Consider the following 15,010-nt stretch of genomic DNA (forward strand, 5'->3'; position numbering starts at 1 on the left):
TGGGAAGCTGCCATTTGATCGGCAGTGCCGATGCTACTGATCGTACTCATCCGGGCTGAATCCCTCATATTAGGCTGGAATTGGTAAACCGCAATTCCGTCGAAAGAGGGATGAGTCCTTCTTTCATTCGGTCTATCGAAAACTGTGATGAATACAGAGCAAGAAGTGCGACCTTCCGCTTCGTGACAGGAAGAACGCAAATGAGGTAGAGATTCGATCATGCATGGAGCTTCCCATTCCTGGACGCCTTATTGCGGTGTTGCTCCCAACCCTTCGAACTGGCTCGCCAGCTGGAATGGGGATCCGATTCTGCTCGTGGTTATTGCCGCAGGTCTCGGATTCGGTTTGAAATATGCACCGCAAGCGACGCGCAGTCATCTCGCCGCAACCGCAGTCACCCTCATCCTGTTCATAACCCCGCTTTGTGCGCTGGGTTCGGCCCTCTTTACGATACGCGCAATCCATCATGTGGCGCTGACGCTGGCCCTTGCTCCGCTTCTGGCTAGTTCGCTCGATCTTGGGAAGCGCATCGGACCGTCTTCCCTGGGATTGCTGACCGGCGTCCAGGCAATCGTTTTCTGGTTCTGGCATGCGCCGGCAGTTTATTCCGTTGCGCTGTCTAGCAGTGCCGTTTTCTGGATCATGCAGTTGAGCCTAACTGGGACCGCTTCACTCTGGTGGGCGTCGATGCGCAAAGCGCAGGCACCGGCTGCAGTGGCGGCGACCCTTGCGACCATGGTGCAAATGGGGGCGCTCGGCGCGCTCCTCACCTTTTCCGGGCGCCCCGTCTACGCCCCGCATTTCGCCACCACGCAGGCCTGGGGCTGGACCCCGATGGAGGACCAGCAAGTCGCCGGGCTGATCATGTGGGCGCCCGCATCGGCGGTCTATCTGCTCATCGCGCTCGCCATTCTCTATCGATCGATGCAACCGGCCTACGCGCGATGAAGCCATGGGTACAGCAATGGCGCGAATGGTCGGTCGGCTATCGCGACCGGGGGAAATACACGCCGGTCGGCGTCGCGTTTCACTGGATCATGGCGGCCGTGGTGATGTGGCAACTCGTCACCGGGTGGCTGATGCAGCGCTATCTCGTCGGGCCGGACAAGCTGGAAGCCTATGCCGTGCATTCGGAGGTGGGGCTGACGCTGCTGGTACTCGGCGCGCTGCGGCTGCTCTGGCGGCTGATCGTACCTGGACCCATTAATGATGCTGATAGGCAGGGCTGGCGGACGACCGTTGCCCACACGATACACGCCGTATTTTACGCACTGTTCACGCTGTTGCCGCTATCTGGCTGGGCGATGTGGTCGGCAATCCAGCCGGCGCGCGAGCTTCGCCTAGCGGGTCTCGTCCCGGTTCCGGCCATGCCGTTCCAGGATATGTCGCCCGAATGGCAGTTCTGGATCCTCGATGCCGCCGAAGACGTCCATGTCATTTGCGTCGTGGTGCTTGCCGTGCTGATCCCGGCCCATGCCATTGCGGCGATCAAGCACCATTATTGGGATCGGGACGACGTGTTCGAGGGCATGTTTCCGGAGGTCCCGGATACCCACCGGCACCCGGGAGGGCCGAACTATAGTCGGCCAGACGAGCCATCTCCCTCTCCGTCAGAAGCTGGCTGATGCGGGTCATGGTGTTGTCGCCGCCATAGCGCTCGCCGTTTGCCCAGGCTTTCAGCTGCGCCTCGAGATAGGGCGCGGGCTGCGCGGCGAGCGGCGGATTGCCTGCACCGACGCCCGCGCCGTCCGTGCCGTGGCAACTCGCGCAGGAGGCAAGGCCGCGGGCGGGATCGCCGCGCAGATAGACTTCCGCCGCTGCGCAATCGCCAGCATCGGGCGCGCTGTATGCTGTCGCCGGTACGGGGAGGCGGGCATAATAATTCGAGACCTTCTCTCGCGCCGGCCAATCGAGGTGATCCGCGATCCAGACCATCTGCGGATGCCGCCGCTGGCCTTCGGCGAAATATTCGAGCTGGCGGAGCTGGTATCCCGGGTCCAGCCCGGAGAGACGTGGGACGAGATTGCCGTCCCCCTGTCCTTCCAGCCCATGGCAGGTAACGCAGGCCCCGCGGGCCCCAGCATCCCCGCCGCTCAGCGCGATGACTTCTCCGGAAATCTCGTATCGACCGGTGGTCGGCTTGGCCTCGCTGCATGCAGCCAATACCGCCGGCAAAAGAAGATTCAGGAAGACCGGGGGCAATTTGCGCATCGCGTGGGGAACCTCCGGCACGATGGGCCGGTTCCCCGTGGGACGGGGGGAGCATCTTGGGCAAATCTCTGACGATCGGTCTGTCCGTCGCGTTGTGCGGGAGCCTGGCTGCTTGCAAGCAGCCTCCCCAATCGCGCTATGTGGCCGATCCCGAAACAGCCCGGAACGGACGCGAGGCGATCGAGCGCGTGGGCTGTGCGGCCTGTCACGAAATCCCGGGCATCGCTTGGCCGAAAGGCCGCACCGGACCTTCGCTGGTGGGCTTCGACGATATCGGCCCGATCGCCGGTGCCTTGCCGAACACGCCCAAAAACCTCGCCGCCTTCGTCCGCAACGCACCCGTGGCCAGGCCCGGATCCGCGATGCCCGCCATGCCGCTCAGCGAAGAAGAGGCTCGCGATGTCGCGGCGTATCTCTATGGTCTAGACGATGAGTAGCGCACCCATCGACATTTTCGATGCCTGGTGGGGCTGGCCGCCCCCCGTGCTCGATCCGGCCGGTCCCTATGCGGACAGCGTGGTGGTGCTGGCCTGGGCACTGATCGGGATGGCAGTCGCCGTGACCGCAATCGTGGTCGCCGCACTCTATGTGGCGATCAAGGGTCCGGAGAGATGGAAGGCCAGGCTCGGCGGTGAAAAGGCCGTGTGGTTCGGCGGGATCGCGTTTCCCGGGGTGGTGCTGACCGGCTTGCTGATCTGGGGGCTGACCCTGACCGCATCGCTGACCGAACCGGTCCCCGAAGACGCGATGCGGGTCCACGTCACCGGATATATGTGGTGGTTCGACGTCGAATATCTCGATCGCGACGGCAATGTGATCCTGCGCGATGCCAACGAACTGCACCTGCCGGTCGGCGAGCCCGTGGTGGTCGAACTCGCCAGCGAGGATGTGATCCACAGTTTCTGGGTGCCCAACCTCTCGGGCAAAGAGGACATGATCCCGGGTCGGACGAATGAGCTGGTGATCCAGGCGGATCGGCCGGGCCGTTACGGCGGGGTCTGCGCCGAATATTGCGGTGGTCCTCATGCGCTGATGGGCTTCGTCGCCGTGGCGCATAGTCGCGCGCAATGGGATGCCTGGGTCGCAGGGCGGGTAACGGCGCGCCCCGAGATTGCCGATCAGGACGTGCCGGGCGAAGTTCCGGCGATCTCCTCCTCTATCACGCGGACCGCGGCCAACAGCCTCGATGGTCGCGCGCTGTTCATCGATAGCGGATGCGGCGCCTGCCACCGTGTCGCCGGAACCCAGGCGAACGGCCTGGTGGGTCCCGATCTCACCCATGTCGGCAGTCGATTGACGCTGGGCGCGGGCATTCTGCCCAACAATCGAGGCACGATGATCGGGTGGATCGGCGACAGCCAGTCGATCAAGCCGGGCAACCGTATGCCGAGTTACGACATGCTCTCCGCCGAGGAACTGGAAGCGATCGCGATCTGGCTCGAGCGCCAGCGATGAGCGCAGGTCCGCTGGACAGGACGCACGAGGCGATGGAAGGGCGCGCGTCCGAAACGGGGTTCGATCACGAACTCTACCGGCTTTTTCCCACTCGCCGCCCCCGATCCGAAGGCGAGGTCGAGGAGCTCGAGAAGATCTGGGCAGCACCCAAAGGCTGGGGGCTGCTGACGGTCGTCAACAACAATTACATCGGCTTCTTCTACGTCGCGACGGCGTTCCTGTTCTTTCTGCTGGCGGGCATTCTTGCGCTGGGGATGCGCGTGCAGCTTGCCGCGCCGCTGCAGGATTTTCTGCCACCGGACACCTACAACCAATTCTTCACCATGCATGGCACGGTGATGATGTTCCTGTTCGCAGTGCCGATGGTGGAAGCGATCGGGATCATGCTGCTGCCGCAGATGCTGGCCGCGCGCGACCTGCCCTTTCCGCGCCTTTCCGCCTACGCCTTCTGGGCCTATTGCGTTGGGGGACTGTGCTTCTTTGCCAGCATTTTCGTGGGCCTCGCGCCCGACGGAGGTTGGTTCATGTACCCCCCGCTCACTTCGATGGCCCATTCACCGGGGATCAACACCGATTTCTGGCTGCTCGGCATAGGCTTCATCGAGATCAGCGCGATTGCCGGGGCGATCGAAATCATCGTCGGCGTGCTCCGCACGCGCGCACCCGGCATGACGCTCGATCGGATGCCGATGTTCGCCTGGGCCATGCTGGTCTTCGCGGTGATGATCGTGATCGCTTTCCCCAGCGTGATCCTCGGCACTCTGCTGCTGGAGCTGGAGCGCGCGCTCAACTGGCCGTTCTTCGATCCGACGCGGGGGGGCGATCCGCTGCTGTGGCAGCACCTGTTCTGGTTCTTCGGCCATCCGGAGGTCTACATCATCTTCCTGCCCGCCGCCGGCCTGATGAGCATGATGGTGGCGACCGTGGCGCGCACCGAGCTGGTTGGCTATCGCCTCAACGTGCTGGCACTGGTGGCGACCGGCTTCATCAGCTTCGGCGTCTGGGCGCACCACATGTTCGCCACCGGCATGCCGCGCGTCTCCACCGGATATTTCAGTGCGGCGAGCATGGCGGTGAGCCTGCCTGCGGGCATCCAGGTTTTCTGCTGGATCGCCACGCTGGCTGCGGGCAAGATCAAATGGTCGACGCCTGCCATGTTCGTCGTGGGCAGTATCGGCATCTTCGTCATAGGCGGGCTGACCGGGGTAATGGTCGGCATGGTGCCGTTCGACTGGCAGGTCCACGACACCTATTTCATCGTCGCGCACCTGCATTACGTACTGCTGGGTGGGATGGTGTTCCCGATGTTCGCCGCCTTCTATTACTGGAACGGCATGACATCGAAGAATGCGCTGTCCGAACGGCTGGGCAAATGGGTATTCTGGCTGATGTTCACTGGGCTGCACATCACTTTCCTGCCGATGCATCTGACCGGCTTCATGGGCATGCCCCGACGGGTTTATACCTATCTGCCCGATCGCGGGCTCGACCTGCTCAACCTCGTTTCGACGATAGGCGCCTTCGTGATCACAGCGGGCGTACTGCTGTTCCTTTTCGACCTTGCGCGCCGGTTCCGTTTCACCACTAACGAGGATGCCGGCAATGTGTATGGCGGGGGCACGCTGGAATGGCTGCCCACGGGTATGTATTCGACGCGCTCGATCCCGCTGGTGAAGAGCCGAGAGCCGCTATGGGACGATCCGGTCATCTGCAACGACGTGGCCGAGGGCCGCTATTTCCTCCCCAACACCGTCACCGGCCTCCGCGAGACGATCATAACCAGCCCCATCAATGCGGAGCCGCAGTACCTGCAACTGATGCCCGGCCCCTCGCCATGGCCGGTCAGCGCCGCAGTCTTCACCGCGGGTTTCTTTCTCGCGCTGACCGTGCAGGCTTATGCCTTCTCGATCTTCAGCGGAGTGGTCGCGCTTGCCTGCGTCCTGCGCTGGCTATGGGAAACCGACCGCCCGATCCAGCAGGAAACGGCGGATATCGGCGCAGGCATCATGGTGCCGATTGCGATCACCGGACCTTCCAGCCACGGATGGTGGGCGCTCAATACGCTGATGGTGGTGATGGGGATGATCGTCTTCATGGCGATCTTCAGCTATCTCTACCTCTACGGCGTCAATCCGGAGGTGTGGAGCGCCCCGCCCGCTCTCGCCCAGACCGCCGGGATCGCCGCGCTGCTGGTGCTGGCGCTGGGATCGGCATGGGTGTCGCGCCGCATTCTCGCCTCCAAGCCCAAGGGGGCATTCCCGGGTCAGGGACCCTGGCTGATGGCCGCAATCGGCACCTGCCTGCTGGGCGCGGCGATATGGTGGGACTGGACAGGCTGGCGCAGCGCGGGGCTCGATCCGACCGCCAGCGGACAGGGAGCAACGGTCTTCGCACTGCTCGCCTTCCAGGCTTGCACCGTCGTTATCGCGGGCATCATGGCACTCTACCTCGGCTATCGCAGCGGTCGGGGCCTGCTCGTCGGTCCGAGCAATGTCACGCTCGACGTGGTGGTGCGGTTCATCGGCTATACAGCGCTGCAGGGCCTCGCCGCCGCACTCGTGGTTCGGCTGTTCCCCGGAGGGTGAGGCGATGCGCGACTATCGCAACGATATGGACTGGCTGACCCCGACTCTGGCACTGTGCGTATGGGCCGCGCATTTCTCGCTCCTTTGGGCGGCGAGCAGTGCTTTCCCTGACCGGCCCGCGGCGCGCTGGATCGCCGCAATCCTGACCCTGCCCGCTCTGGGTGCGATGTCGTGGTTATGGCGGCGAGGGAGCGTGTCCTCGCCGGTCTCGATACCCGGGCTCGGCATCGTCATCTCGGCCACCGGCATCGTGTTCAGCTTGCTCCCCGCAATTATCGGCTAATCGAAGACGCTGGCAAGGATTGCCGCCATTCCCGCGCCATAGGCCACGAGCACGGCGATGGAATCGTAACCCATGCGAAACTTGGCCTTGTCGCGCCGTTCGAGCAGTCCGACCAGGACGAGCACGGTCAACAATATGCCGAGAAGCGCCGCCACCATCGCGCTGCGATCGACCTGGTCGAGCACTAGCGGGCCTGCCGCCATCACATCGATCAGCAGGATCAACGTGACGTCGAACATGTTGCCGCCCAGGATATCGCCGATGGCCAGTTCCACGCGGCGCATGCGAACAGCCGCGATCGCCGTGCTGAGTTCGGGCAGGGACGTGGCGAAGGCGAGCAGGGTTAGGCCCATCACGCCGGTATCGGTGCCCGTCTGCTCTGCCATCCCCTCTACCGCCAATGTCACGAGTGTGCCGCCGACACAGATCAGCACGGCGGCGCTCAGCGTGACTCCGGCAAGGCGCGCACTGGATAGCTCGGACGGCGTCTCTTCCTGCCGATCCACGTCCGGCAAGACTTCGGGGGTCCAGCCGCTCGAAGAAACGCTCCTCCCCAGCCGCCACAGGCACAGAAGGTAGGTCGCGGCAATGAGTACCGGAAAGAAGCCGACCCCGCTGCCCCACAATTCCCAGTCGCCCACCATGACGCCCAGCGCCACGAGCACCAGCAGAACGATGCTAACCGCAGCATTCAGCATGACGCGCGGCCCCGGCACCATGCTGGTCAGCGCGTCCTCGCCCACGAACAGGTCCGCCAGCGCGATCACGACCACCTGGAAGGCGACGCCGCCGATAAGATTGTTGACCGCCATGCGCGGATTGTCGGACACCACCGCGACGCTGGTGGTGGTTATCTCGGGCAGGGATGTGACTGCCCCCAACAGGATGACGCCGATGGTCGCCTGCCCGATGCCGCTCCGCCGCGATATCGTGTCGGCATAGCCGGCCAGCCGCGCACCCGCGAACCAGACCAGCGCGGCTCCGGCTACGAACAGCGGGAAGAGCGCAACCAGGGAAAGCCCGGCCAAGTTCATGGCAGCGTCATTGCCTTGACATGAGCCCGCTCGACCCGATCAGGCCCGCACCGACCGCTATCGAAAGGACTCCGGCACCGATGGCGATCAGCATCAGCAATCCGTCGCGCACCAGCAGGGCGAGACCAAAGGCGATGATCGCGGCCATCGGGGCAGTGCTGGCGAAAGGCACGAATTCGAGCGGCGGTACGGTAAGGCACAGCAGGATGACAATGCCCGCGGCAATTCGCGGCCAGACGCCTTGGATGAAATGCGGCATGCGCCCGTGGAACCATTGGTCGAGCCGTGCCGCGATGCCATCGAGCTTATCGGCGGCCTTGTGCAGCTTTTCCCCCGAGAGGGCGCGCTTCTGGATGACCCGCGGCAGCCAGAGATGCTTCTTGCCGAACAGCAATTGCGCCGCGACCAGCGCGACGATGGCGGCAAGGAAGGTCGGCAAGCCGGGTATCCCCCCGATCGGGCTGATCTCGATCAGCGCCGGCAGCATGAGCGCAGGGCCATAAGACCGGTCGCCGATCGCATCGAGCACGTCGCCGATGGAAACCTTGTTCTGCGCATCCGCCAGCTCGCGCAGTTTTCCGAGAATGTTGCAGACTGAGTGGACTGCTTCGTCTTGCGGCGTGTCGGTCATGTCATTCTCCAAGATAGGCCGAGGTCAGCAAAAGCGCGCCGAAGCCCAGCGCGAAGGACGGACTCGAAATGCGGCGCTTGGCCTTGGGCTGATCGGCTTCGGGCACGATATCCTCGATCGTCGCGATTAGCAGCAGGCCGGCAAACAGGGCGAGCACGAAACCGGTCAGCAATGGCCCCGCGCCTGCCAGCACGACATAACCGACCAGCGCGCCGATCACGGGGAGGAGGGGATAGATCGCCAGCGCGCGCAACCGCTTGCCGCGTGGTATCTTCGCTGAGCAGAAATCGGCGGCGATGGCGAAACCGCCCGGCAGATTGCCTGCCACCTGCGACAGTGCCAGCAGCAGGCCCAGTTCGCGCGCGACCGCACCGCCCCCGCCGGTCATCAGCCCGTCGGTGAACAGGTCGACTCCAATCGCGGCATAGGCGCCCCAGGTCGTCGCCCGCCCCGTAGCACTGCCTATCCGGTCGCGGATCGCGCGCGTGGCCTTGGCGATGCCGGCCGAACAGATCGCGCCGACGAACAGCGCCGCCACCAGCAGCCAGGTCTCGATCCGCTCCTGAGAGCGCGGGATGAGCTCGATCGCGGCAACCGCGGTGGCAATGCCCGCTGCGGCATGGAGCGCGCCGCCGACCAGCCATTCGGGCGGCTTGCGCCACTCGGCCAGCGCTACGCCGAGAAGATTGCCCAGCGAAGGAAGCAGCGCAAGGCCGAGAACCGGGAGAAGGCTGGATCCTCCCATGCCGTCAGCGTACTACGCCATCGAGCGAGCCGTAGTTCTGCGTGACGCGTCCACGCGGAAAGGCCAAGACTGCGATGGTGATGTCCCCGACAAGACTGACGGCGATATGGAGCGAATCTCCTCCGAACAGGAATGACACCGCCGCTATGGCGAGGCCCAGCGGGACCATCAGGAATCGCGCCGCGCGTGGCACTTCGGCGGCGGCAATCGCCAGCACGGTCACCACCTGCGCGCCGCTTCTGCGCGGATAGTGTCCTCGACCTTCTTCTTCGATTCCGGATATTCCCAACGCGGATCGAACGGGGTTTCTTCGTTGATCCGCCCGCCCGGTTCGGTCGGCTCATGCACCAGCATGGTGCTGGCATAGACGAAGCGCTCCACCTTCATCTGCCCGAGCGCCTTCAACAGGTGGCGGGTGCCTTGTTCATTGACCTTTTCGTAGAGCGCGTTCGGCTGACCACTAAAGTCGAAAAATGCCACCCGACGGACGACGGCCGCCACTTCGCGGCCATGGTCTTCCGCGATCCGCCCGATCGCGTCACGCGCCGAAAACTCGTCGGTGATATCGAAGGTAACGACGTCCCGCTCACCCTCTTCCTCGTTCTTGTCTAGCCCGACTACGCGGTAATCCCGCTCAAGCGCATCGCATAGCGAACCGCCGATATTGCCCGTCGCCCCGGTGACCAGAACCAGCGGTTTCCTGTCGGTATTCGGTCCGGGCAAGCCTGCTCCCCTCGGTCGCCTCGACCAACCAACATATATCGCTTCACTAAGTTTCTTGACCGTGGGCGGAAACGTTGCCTCTCATGTGCGTTGAGCACCCGGCGGCGTTTCAAATCGGCGATATCGGGCAGGAGATATAGACGATGAGAGATCGAAACGCGGTAGCCGGATCGTCTCTCAGTCCTCTCCACGCCGTTATTCTCGCCTTCCCCGTGGCACTCTATTCCTCGGCTCTGCTCAGCGACATTACCTATTTCAACACCGCCGAAATCCAGTGGTCGAATTTCTCGTCCTGGCTGATCGCCGGGGCGGATTTCTTCGCCGGCATCCTGCTCTCCTGGGCGGTGTTCAGCTTCTCCTTCGGACGCGTCGGTGCGCATCGCGGGCGCGGACTGCTATACCTCGCCCTCGTCGGGACCATGTTCGTGCTCGGACTTGTCAATGCATTCCAGCACGCCAAGGATGGCTGGCATTCGGTCGGAACGCCCGGACTGGTCCTGTCGACGCTATGCACGGTGCTGGCGCTGGTCATCGCCCTGCTCGCCCACTCCCGCTTCTTCCTGCGGGAGAAAAACGTATGACCACGCTTCGATATTATGCCCCTGCCTTGCTGGCGGCCGTCGCCGCCTGCAGTCCGTCGAGCGAGGGACTGGACCAGTATGGCAAGGACCCCGTTCTCCCCGAACAGGCGGACGCCATGTTCCCGGCGATGAATATCGCCACGCCGGCGGGCTGGAAAGGCGACCTTCCCACCGTGCCCGAGGGATTCGCTGTCACCGCCATCGCCGAGAACCTGAAAATCCCGCGGCAGATGCTTGTTTTGCCGAATGGCGACCTGCTGGTGGCGGAAGGATCGGGCGGCAATGCGCCCAAGCTTCGCCCCAAGGACGTGATCGCTGGCCTGATCAAGTCGCGCGGCAAGAGCCCGGTCGAAGGTGGCGATCGCATCACCCTGCTGCGCGACAGCGATGGCGACGGGCGGACGGATTTGCAGACCGTATTCATCGATAATCTCGATGCACCTTACGGCCTCGCGCTGATCGGCAACGATCTCTACGTCGCCAACCAGGGCAATCTCGTGCGCTTTGCCTATGCGGAGGGTGCTACGTCGATCGCCGGATCAGGGGAGGAAGTCACCAAGCTCCCTGCTAAGATCAACCACCACTGGACCAAGGCGATGACCGCCAGCCCGGACGGGTCGCGGCTCTATGTCGGCATCGGATCGAACAGCAATGTCGGCGAGCGCGGCATGGATGTCGAAGAGGACCGCGCGGTGGTTTGGGAAATCGATCCGGAAACGGGCGCAAGCCGCATTTTCGCATCCGGCATCCGCAATCCGACCGATCTCGCCTTCAACCCCTGGACCGACCAGCTATGGGCAGTCGTGAACGAGCGCGACGAGCTCGGCCCCGAACTGGTGCCGGACTACCTTACTTCCGTGCGCGAAGGCGGTTTCTACGGCTGGCCCTACAGCTATTGGGGTCAGACGGTCGATCCGCGCATCCGCCCGCAGCGCCCCGACCTGGTGCGCAGCGCGATCGTGCCCGATTACGCGCTCGGCTCGCACACAGCCCCGCTCGGGCTCGACTTCGCGTCCGGGGGCGGAGTCGGGCCGTTCACTGAAGGCGCCTTCGTCGGCCAGCATGGCAGCTGGAACCGCTCCGACCTAGCCGGGTACAAGGTCGTGTTCGTGCCGTTCCGCAATGGTCGTCCGGCAGGCGATCCGATGGACGTCCTAAGCGGATTTATCGCCGACGGCCATGCGCGCGGGCGCCCGGTCGGCGTGACCTGGGACAGCGAACGTAGCGTCCTCTATGTCGCGGACGATGTCGCGAATACGGTCTGGCGCGTGGCCTATCGCTCGGTGTCGGGGGAACGGCCGGTCGCGTCCGATCGCGATCAGTGATCGGGTCCGACCATGTCCTTCTGCCGCACCATGCGGTCGTAATCCGCGTCGCTCACCCAGCCGCTTGCCAGCGCCGCTTCGCGTAGCGTCGTGCCCTCATTGTGGGCGCGTTTGGCTATCTCGGCTGCCTTGTCGTAGCCGATTTCGGGCGCGAGCGCGGTTACCAGCATCAGCGAGTTCTCGACACCCTTGACGATATTCCCGCGGCGCGGCTCCAGTCCCTTGAGGAGATTGTCGGTGAAACTGAGGCAGGCATCGGCCAGCAGACGCACCGATTGGAGGAAATTGTAGGCGACCACGGGACGGTAGGCGTTCAGCTCGAACTGCCCTTGGCTACCCGCGAAAGCGATAGTCGCATGGTTGCCGAAAACCTGCGCGCAGACCTGAGTCAGGGCCTCGACCTGGGTAGGGTTGACCTTGCCCGGCATGATCGAACTGCCGGGTTCGTTCGCGGGCAGCGAGAGTTCTCCCAGCCCGGCGAGCGGCCCCGAACCGAGCAGGCGGATATCGTTGGCGATCTTGTAGAGGCTTACCGCGAGCGTGTTCAGCGCGCCATGCGCGAAGACCAGCGCGTCCTGACCCGCCAGCGCCTCGAACCTGTTGGGCGCGCAGCTGAAGGGCCAGCCGGTTGCCTCCGCCAGTTCCTCGGCCACCATGCGCCCGAATTCCGCCGGCGCGTTAAGACCGGTACCCACCGCCGTGCCGCCCTGGGCAAGTTCGAGGAGACCGGGTAGCACCTGCTCGATCCGCTCGATTCCGGAGCGCAACTGGCGGGCGTAACCGGAAAATTCCTGCCCAAGTGTAAGCGGCACCGCGTCCTGCGTATGCGTCCGCCCGATCTTGACGATATCGCTCCATTCGCTCGCCTTCGCCTCCAGTTCCGCAAGCATCGCCTCGAGGGAGGGCGCGAGCGACGTTTTCAGCGCCGCGACTGCCGCGACATGCACCGCGGTGGGTATCGTGTCGTTGGACGACTGGCTCTTGTTGACATGGTCGTTGGGATGGACCGGATCCTTGCTCCCGACCTCGCCGCCAAGCGCCCGGTTGGCCAGATTGGCGATCACCTCGTTGGCGTTCATGTTCGTCTGCGTGCCCGATCCGGTCTGCCAGACCAAAAGCGGGAATTCCCGATCGAGCTCGCCCGCGGCGATCCTGCTGGCGGCCTGTTTGATCGCATCGGCCAGCGTCTTGTCGAGAACGCCCAGCTTGCGGTTGGCGATCGCCGCAGCGCGTTTTACCCGGCCCAAGGCATGGACCAGTTCGCGCGGAATTCGCTCCTCGCCGATGCGGAAATTCTCTGTCGATCGCTGCGTCTGCGCGCCCCACAGCCGGTCGGCGGGGACGCGGATTTCGCCCATGGAATCGGTTTCTGTGCGGGTTTGCGTCATGGCTTTCATCCTCGGCTGCACCCTTATCGCGTTCGGCTCACAGGCCGAAGGGAAAGGTATCCGCCGCGCCTTCATGCTCCTCATGGTCTTCCAGCGGTTCGAGCGCGCGGGTCTCGTCGAACCAGCAATAGGCGTCGAACTGGCGCGGCAAAACGGCTTCGCTGTAATGGCTCCAGCGCTCGGTCTCCGGGCGATAGATGACGCCGATGAAGCGTTCGAGAAGCGGTTCGGCGAGCCCCTGCGACAGCGCGGGATCGGCGGCGAGGTCGAGCAGGAAGCGCTCCACCCCGCTATCGTGGCACAATCGCTCGTAACTGTCGCGGCGCGAAGGGACGACATCCTTCACCTCGCGCTCGCCGCCCCAGTCGCTCGCTGCGCTGACGGTGCCGCTATGCGTACCGAAACCGACCAGCGCGACATCCTCGCCCCAGCGCTCGCGCGCCAGCTGGCCGAGATTGTGCTCGCCGCGCACCGCGCCCATATCGGTGGCGCGCGCATCGCCGATATGGCTGTTATGCGCCCATACCACCGCCTTGCTGCCGGGCCCGCACTGTTCGAGCAGGTGTTCCAGCGTGTTGGTCATGTGGCTGTCGCGCAGATTCCAGCTTTCCGCCCCGCCGTAATACATGACGCGGTAATAGCGCTCCGCCGAGGCGACCAGCCGCGCATTCATCGCCGCCGAGAAACTGTCGCTATCGAGGGCCTTGTCGAGCAGGTCGCGACATTGCCGCACCACCGCCTCCTCGCATTCGGCGAAACCCTCGCGCAGCGCCATCCGGCCATAGACCGCCGGCTCGGACTGCCAGGGATGGAGGCAGCCGTAACGCTCGCGCGCGACCTGCGCTGCCTCCGGATCATTCTCATCGAGAAAGGCCAGGATCGCCTCGATCGATCCCGACATGTTGTAAATGTCCAGACCGTAAAACCCGGCTTTCCGGACCTCGGGCAGCTCGGCATTGATGGCGCGCAAGTCGCGCAGGAATGGCGGCATGACGGTGTTGCGCCACATCCAGGTCGGGAAGCGCCGGAAGGGCGGCTGCGCGCTCTCGGCTTGCTCCTCTCCACGGATGAAACGGTGGTAGGCGGCAGCATCGGGCCAGTCGCCTTCGACCGCAACAATGGTGAAACCGTGACGTTCGACAAGCCGCTGCGTGATCGCCGCGCGCGCCGCGTAAAATTCATCCGTACCGTGGCTGCATTCGCCCAGCAAAACGACGCGCCTGTCCGCATAGCGATCGAAGGCGGCGGCGAAATCCTCGTCGTCGATTTCGGGGAGCGGCTCGCAGGCCTGCGCGATCGCCTCGGGCAGCGGCAGAGTCCGCATGCTGCGATGATCGCTGGCCGAGCGCGACTCGTCCTCCGCCACCACGCCTTCGAGCAACGGAACGAAGCGCACCGGAGTGATATCCTGGCTGGTCCATTCGTCCTCGGCGGTCCGCGTGATCGCGGTGAGCTGCTGGAAGTCCTCCTCGCCCACCGGAATGACCAGCCGCCCGCCGACCTTCAGCTGTCGCTTGAGCGCCTCGGGCACGCTATCGAACCGCGCGGCAACCAGGATTGCATCGAACGGCGCCTCCTCCGGCAGGCCCTTCAGCCCGTCACCCGCGATGATCTCGCAATTGTCGTAGCCGATCTGCTCAATCCGCGCCGCCGCCTGCCGCGCAAGCACCTCGTGTCGCTCGATCGCATGGACCTGTCCGGCAATGCGGGAGAGGACGGCGGCGGCATAGCCCGATCCGGCCCCGACCTCGAGCACGCGGTCGCCCGCCCCGACTTCCCCCGCCTCCATCATGCAGGCGACGATATAGGGTTGGCTGATCGTCTGGCCCGAGAGGATGGGCAGCGCGGTATCCTCATAGGCAAACTCTTCCATCCCGGTGTCGATGAAGATCTCGCGCGGGACTTCGGCAAAGGCGGACAGGATCGCCTCGTCGCGAATACCACGTGCCGCGATCTGTTTACGGACCATCCGCTTGCGCCGGGCATGGAATTGGTCGTTTATGCCCATCGGCCGATATCCTAACTTGTAACAATCATCTGGTCTCGCAG

The 15,010-nt window shown here is 64.2% G+C and carries 15 protein-coding genes and 1 pseudogene; 8 read left to right on the forward strand and 8 right to left on the reverse strand.

What is annotated here, in order from left to right; translation table 11 throughout:
• The first annotated feature begins 219 nt into the window (after positions 1-219).
• A complete protein-coding gene (locus tag ACGHN1_RS02890; protein WP_390548157.1) occupies positions 220-948 on the forward strand; it encodes a cytochrome c oxidase assembly protein in 729 nt (242 codons plus the stop codon).
• Positions 945-1,625: a cytochrome b gene (locus ACGHN1_RS02895; protein ID WP_390548158.1), complete on the forward strand. Its 681-nt coding sequence runs from the start codon at positions 945-947 to the stop codon at positions 1,623-1,625. Before ACGHN1_RS02890 ends, ACGHN1_RS02895 begins: the two co-directional genes overlap by 4 nt.
• A 13-nt stretch (positions 1,626-1,638) precedes the next feature.
• On the opposite strand, the pseudogene ACGHN1_RS02900 reads toward ACGHN1_RS02895, so the two are convergent.
• Positions 1,639-2,211 (reverse strand): annotated as a pseudogene (locus ACGHN1_RS02900) (c-type cytochrome); the annotation flags it as partial.
• A 140-nt stretch (positions 2,212-2,351) separates the two neighbouring features.
• On the opposite strand from ACGHN1_RS02900, the gene ACGHN1_RS02905 reads away from it, so the two are divergent.
• Genes ACGHN1_RS02905 through ACGHN1_RS02920 form a run of 4 tightly spaced genes read left to right on the forward strand, consistent with a single transcriptional unit; the run spans position 2,352 to position 6,534 of the window.
• Positions 2,352-2,648, forward strand: coding sequence for a c-type cytochrome (locus ACGHN1_RS02905; RefSeq protein WP_390548160.1), 297 nt, complete (start codon positions 2,352-2,354; stop codon positions 2,646-2,648).
• Positions 2,641-3,666, forward strand: a complete 1,026-nt coding sequence (coxB, locus tag ACGHN1_RS02910; RefSeq protein WP_390548162.1) for a cytochrome c oxidase subunit II — start codon at positions 2,641-2,643, stop codon at positions 3,664-3,666. Before ACGHN1_RS02905 ends, coxB begins: the two co-directional genes overlap by 8 nt.
• Positions 3,663-6,251: a cbb3-type cytochrome c oxidase subunit I gene (locus tag ACGHN1_RS02915; protein ID WP_390548164.1), complete on the forward strand. Its 2,589-nt coding sequence runs from the start codon at positions 3,663-3,665 to the stop codon at positions 6,249-6,251. The genes coxB and ACGHN1_RS02915 overlap by 4 nt, the downstream gene beginning before the upstream one ends.
• A 4-nt stretch (positions 6,252-6,255) precedes the next feature.
• Positions 6,256-6,534, forward strand: a complete 279-nt coding sequence (locus ACGHN1_RS02920; RefSeq protein WP_390548166.1) for a hypothetical protein — start codon at positions 6,256-6,258, stop codon at positions 6,532-6,534.
• On the opposite strand, the gene ACGHN1_RS02925 is transcribed toward ACGHN1_RS02920, so the two are convergent.
• Genes ACGHN1_RS02925 through ACGHN1_RS02945 form a run of 5 tightly spaced genes read right to left on the reverse strand, consistent with a single transcriptional unit; the run spans position 6,531 to position 9,667 of the window.
• The gene (locus tag ACGHN1_RS02925) at positions 6,531-7,568 is read right to left on the reverse strand and encodes a sodium:calcium antiporter (protein ID WP_390548167.1); all 1,038 of its coding nucleotides are present in this window, start codon (positions 7,566-7,568) and stop codon (positions 6,531-6,533) included. The genes ACGHN1_RS02920 and ACGHN1_RS02925 overlap by 4 nt on opposite strands.
• A 7-nt stretch (positions 7,569-7,575) precedes the next feature.
• On the reverse strand, positions 7,576-8,199 hold the full coding sequence (locus ACGHN1_RS02930; RefSeq protein ID WP_390548169.1) for an exopolysaccharide biosynthesis protein: 624 nt from the start codon (positions 8,197-8,199) through the stop codon (positions 7,576-7,578).
• A gap of 1 nt (position 8,200) precedes the next feature.
• Positions 8,201-8,944 carry a ZIP family metal transporter gene (locus ACGHN1_RS02935; RefSeq protein ID WP_390548171.1) on the reverse strand — a complete coding sequence of 248 codons (744 nt, stop codon included), beginning with the start codon at positions 8,942-8,944 and terminating at the stop codon, positions 8,201-8,203.
• 4 nt (positions 8,945-8,948) lie between these two features.
• Positions 8,949-9,167: a hypothetical protein gene (locus ACGHN1_RS02940; protein ID WP_390548173.1), complete on the reverse strand. Its 219-nt coding sequence runs from the start codon at positions 9,165-9,167 to the stop codon at positions 8,949-8,951.
• Entirely contained in the window at positions 9,164-9,667 is a 504-nt protein-coding gene (locus ACGHN1_RS02945) for an NAD-dependent epimerase/dehydratase family protein (RefSeq protein ID WP_390548175.1), read from the reverse strand. Before ACGHN1_RS02945 ends, ACGHN1_RS02940 begins: the two co-directional genes overlap by 4 nt.
• Before the next feature lie 143 nt (positions 9,668-9,810).
• Here ACGHN1_RS02945 and ACGHN1_RS02950 point away from each other — a divergent pair, with 143 nt between their 5' ends.
• Complete coding sequence (locus ACGHN1_RS02950; RefSeq protein WP_390548177.1) at positions 9,811-10,248, forward strand: DUF2231 domain-containing protein; 438 nt, start codon at positions 9,811-9,813, stop codon at positions 10,246-10,248.
• Positions 10,245-11,573 (forward strand): PQQ-dependent sugar dehydrogenase, encoded by a 1,329-nt coding sequence (locus tag ACGHN1_RS02955; RefSeq protein WP_390548179.1) that lies wholly within the window; start codon positions 10,245-10,247, stop codon positions 11,571-11,573. Before ACGHN1_RS02950 ends, ACGHN1_RS02955 begins: the two co-directional genes overlap by 4 nt.
• Here the strand turns inward: ACGHN1_RS02955 and fumC are convergent.
• Positions 11,567-12,961, reverse strand: coding sequence for a class II fumarate hydratase (fumC, locus tag ACGHN1_RS02960; protein ID WP_390548181.1), 1,395 nt, complete (start codon positions 12,959-12,961; stop codon positions 11,567-11,569). The genes ACGHN1_RS02955 and fumC overlap by 7 nt on opposite strands.
• 37 nt (positions 12,962-12,998) lie before the next feature.
• Positions 12,999-14,969, reverse strand: a complete 1,971-nt coding sequence (locus tag ACGHN1_RS02965; protein WP_390548183.1) for a protein-L-isoaspartate(D-aspartate) O-methyltransferase — start codon at positions 14,967-14,969, stop codon at positions 12,999-13,001.
• Positions 14,970-15,010: the final 41 nt, after the last annotated feature.

The sequence above is a fragment of the Qipengyuania sp. MTN3-11 genome, assembly GCF_042851825.1.
Taxonomy (GTDB): Bacteria; Pseudomonadota; Alphaproteobacteria; order Sphingomonadales; family Sphingomonadaceae; genus Qipengyuania.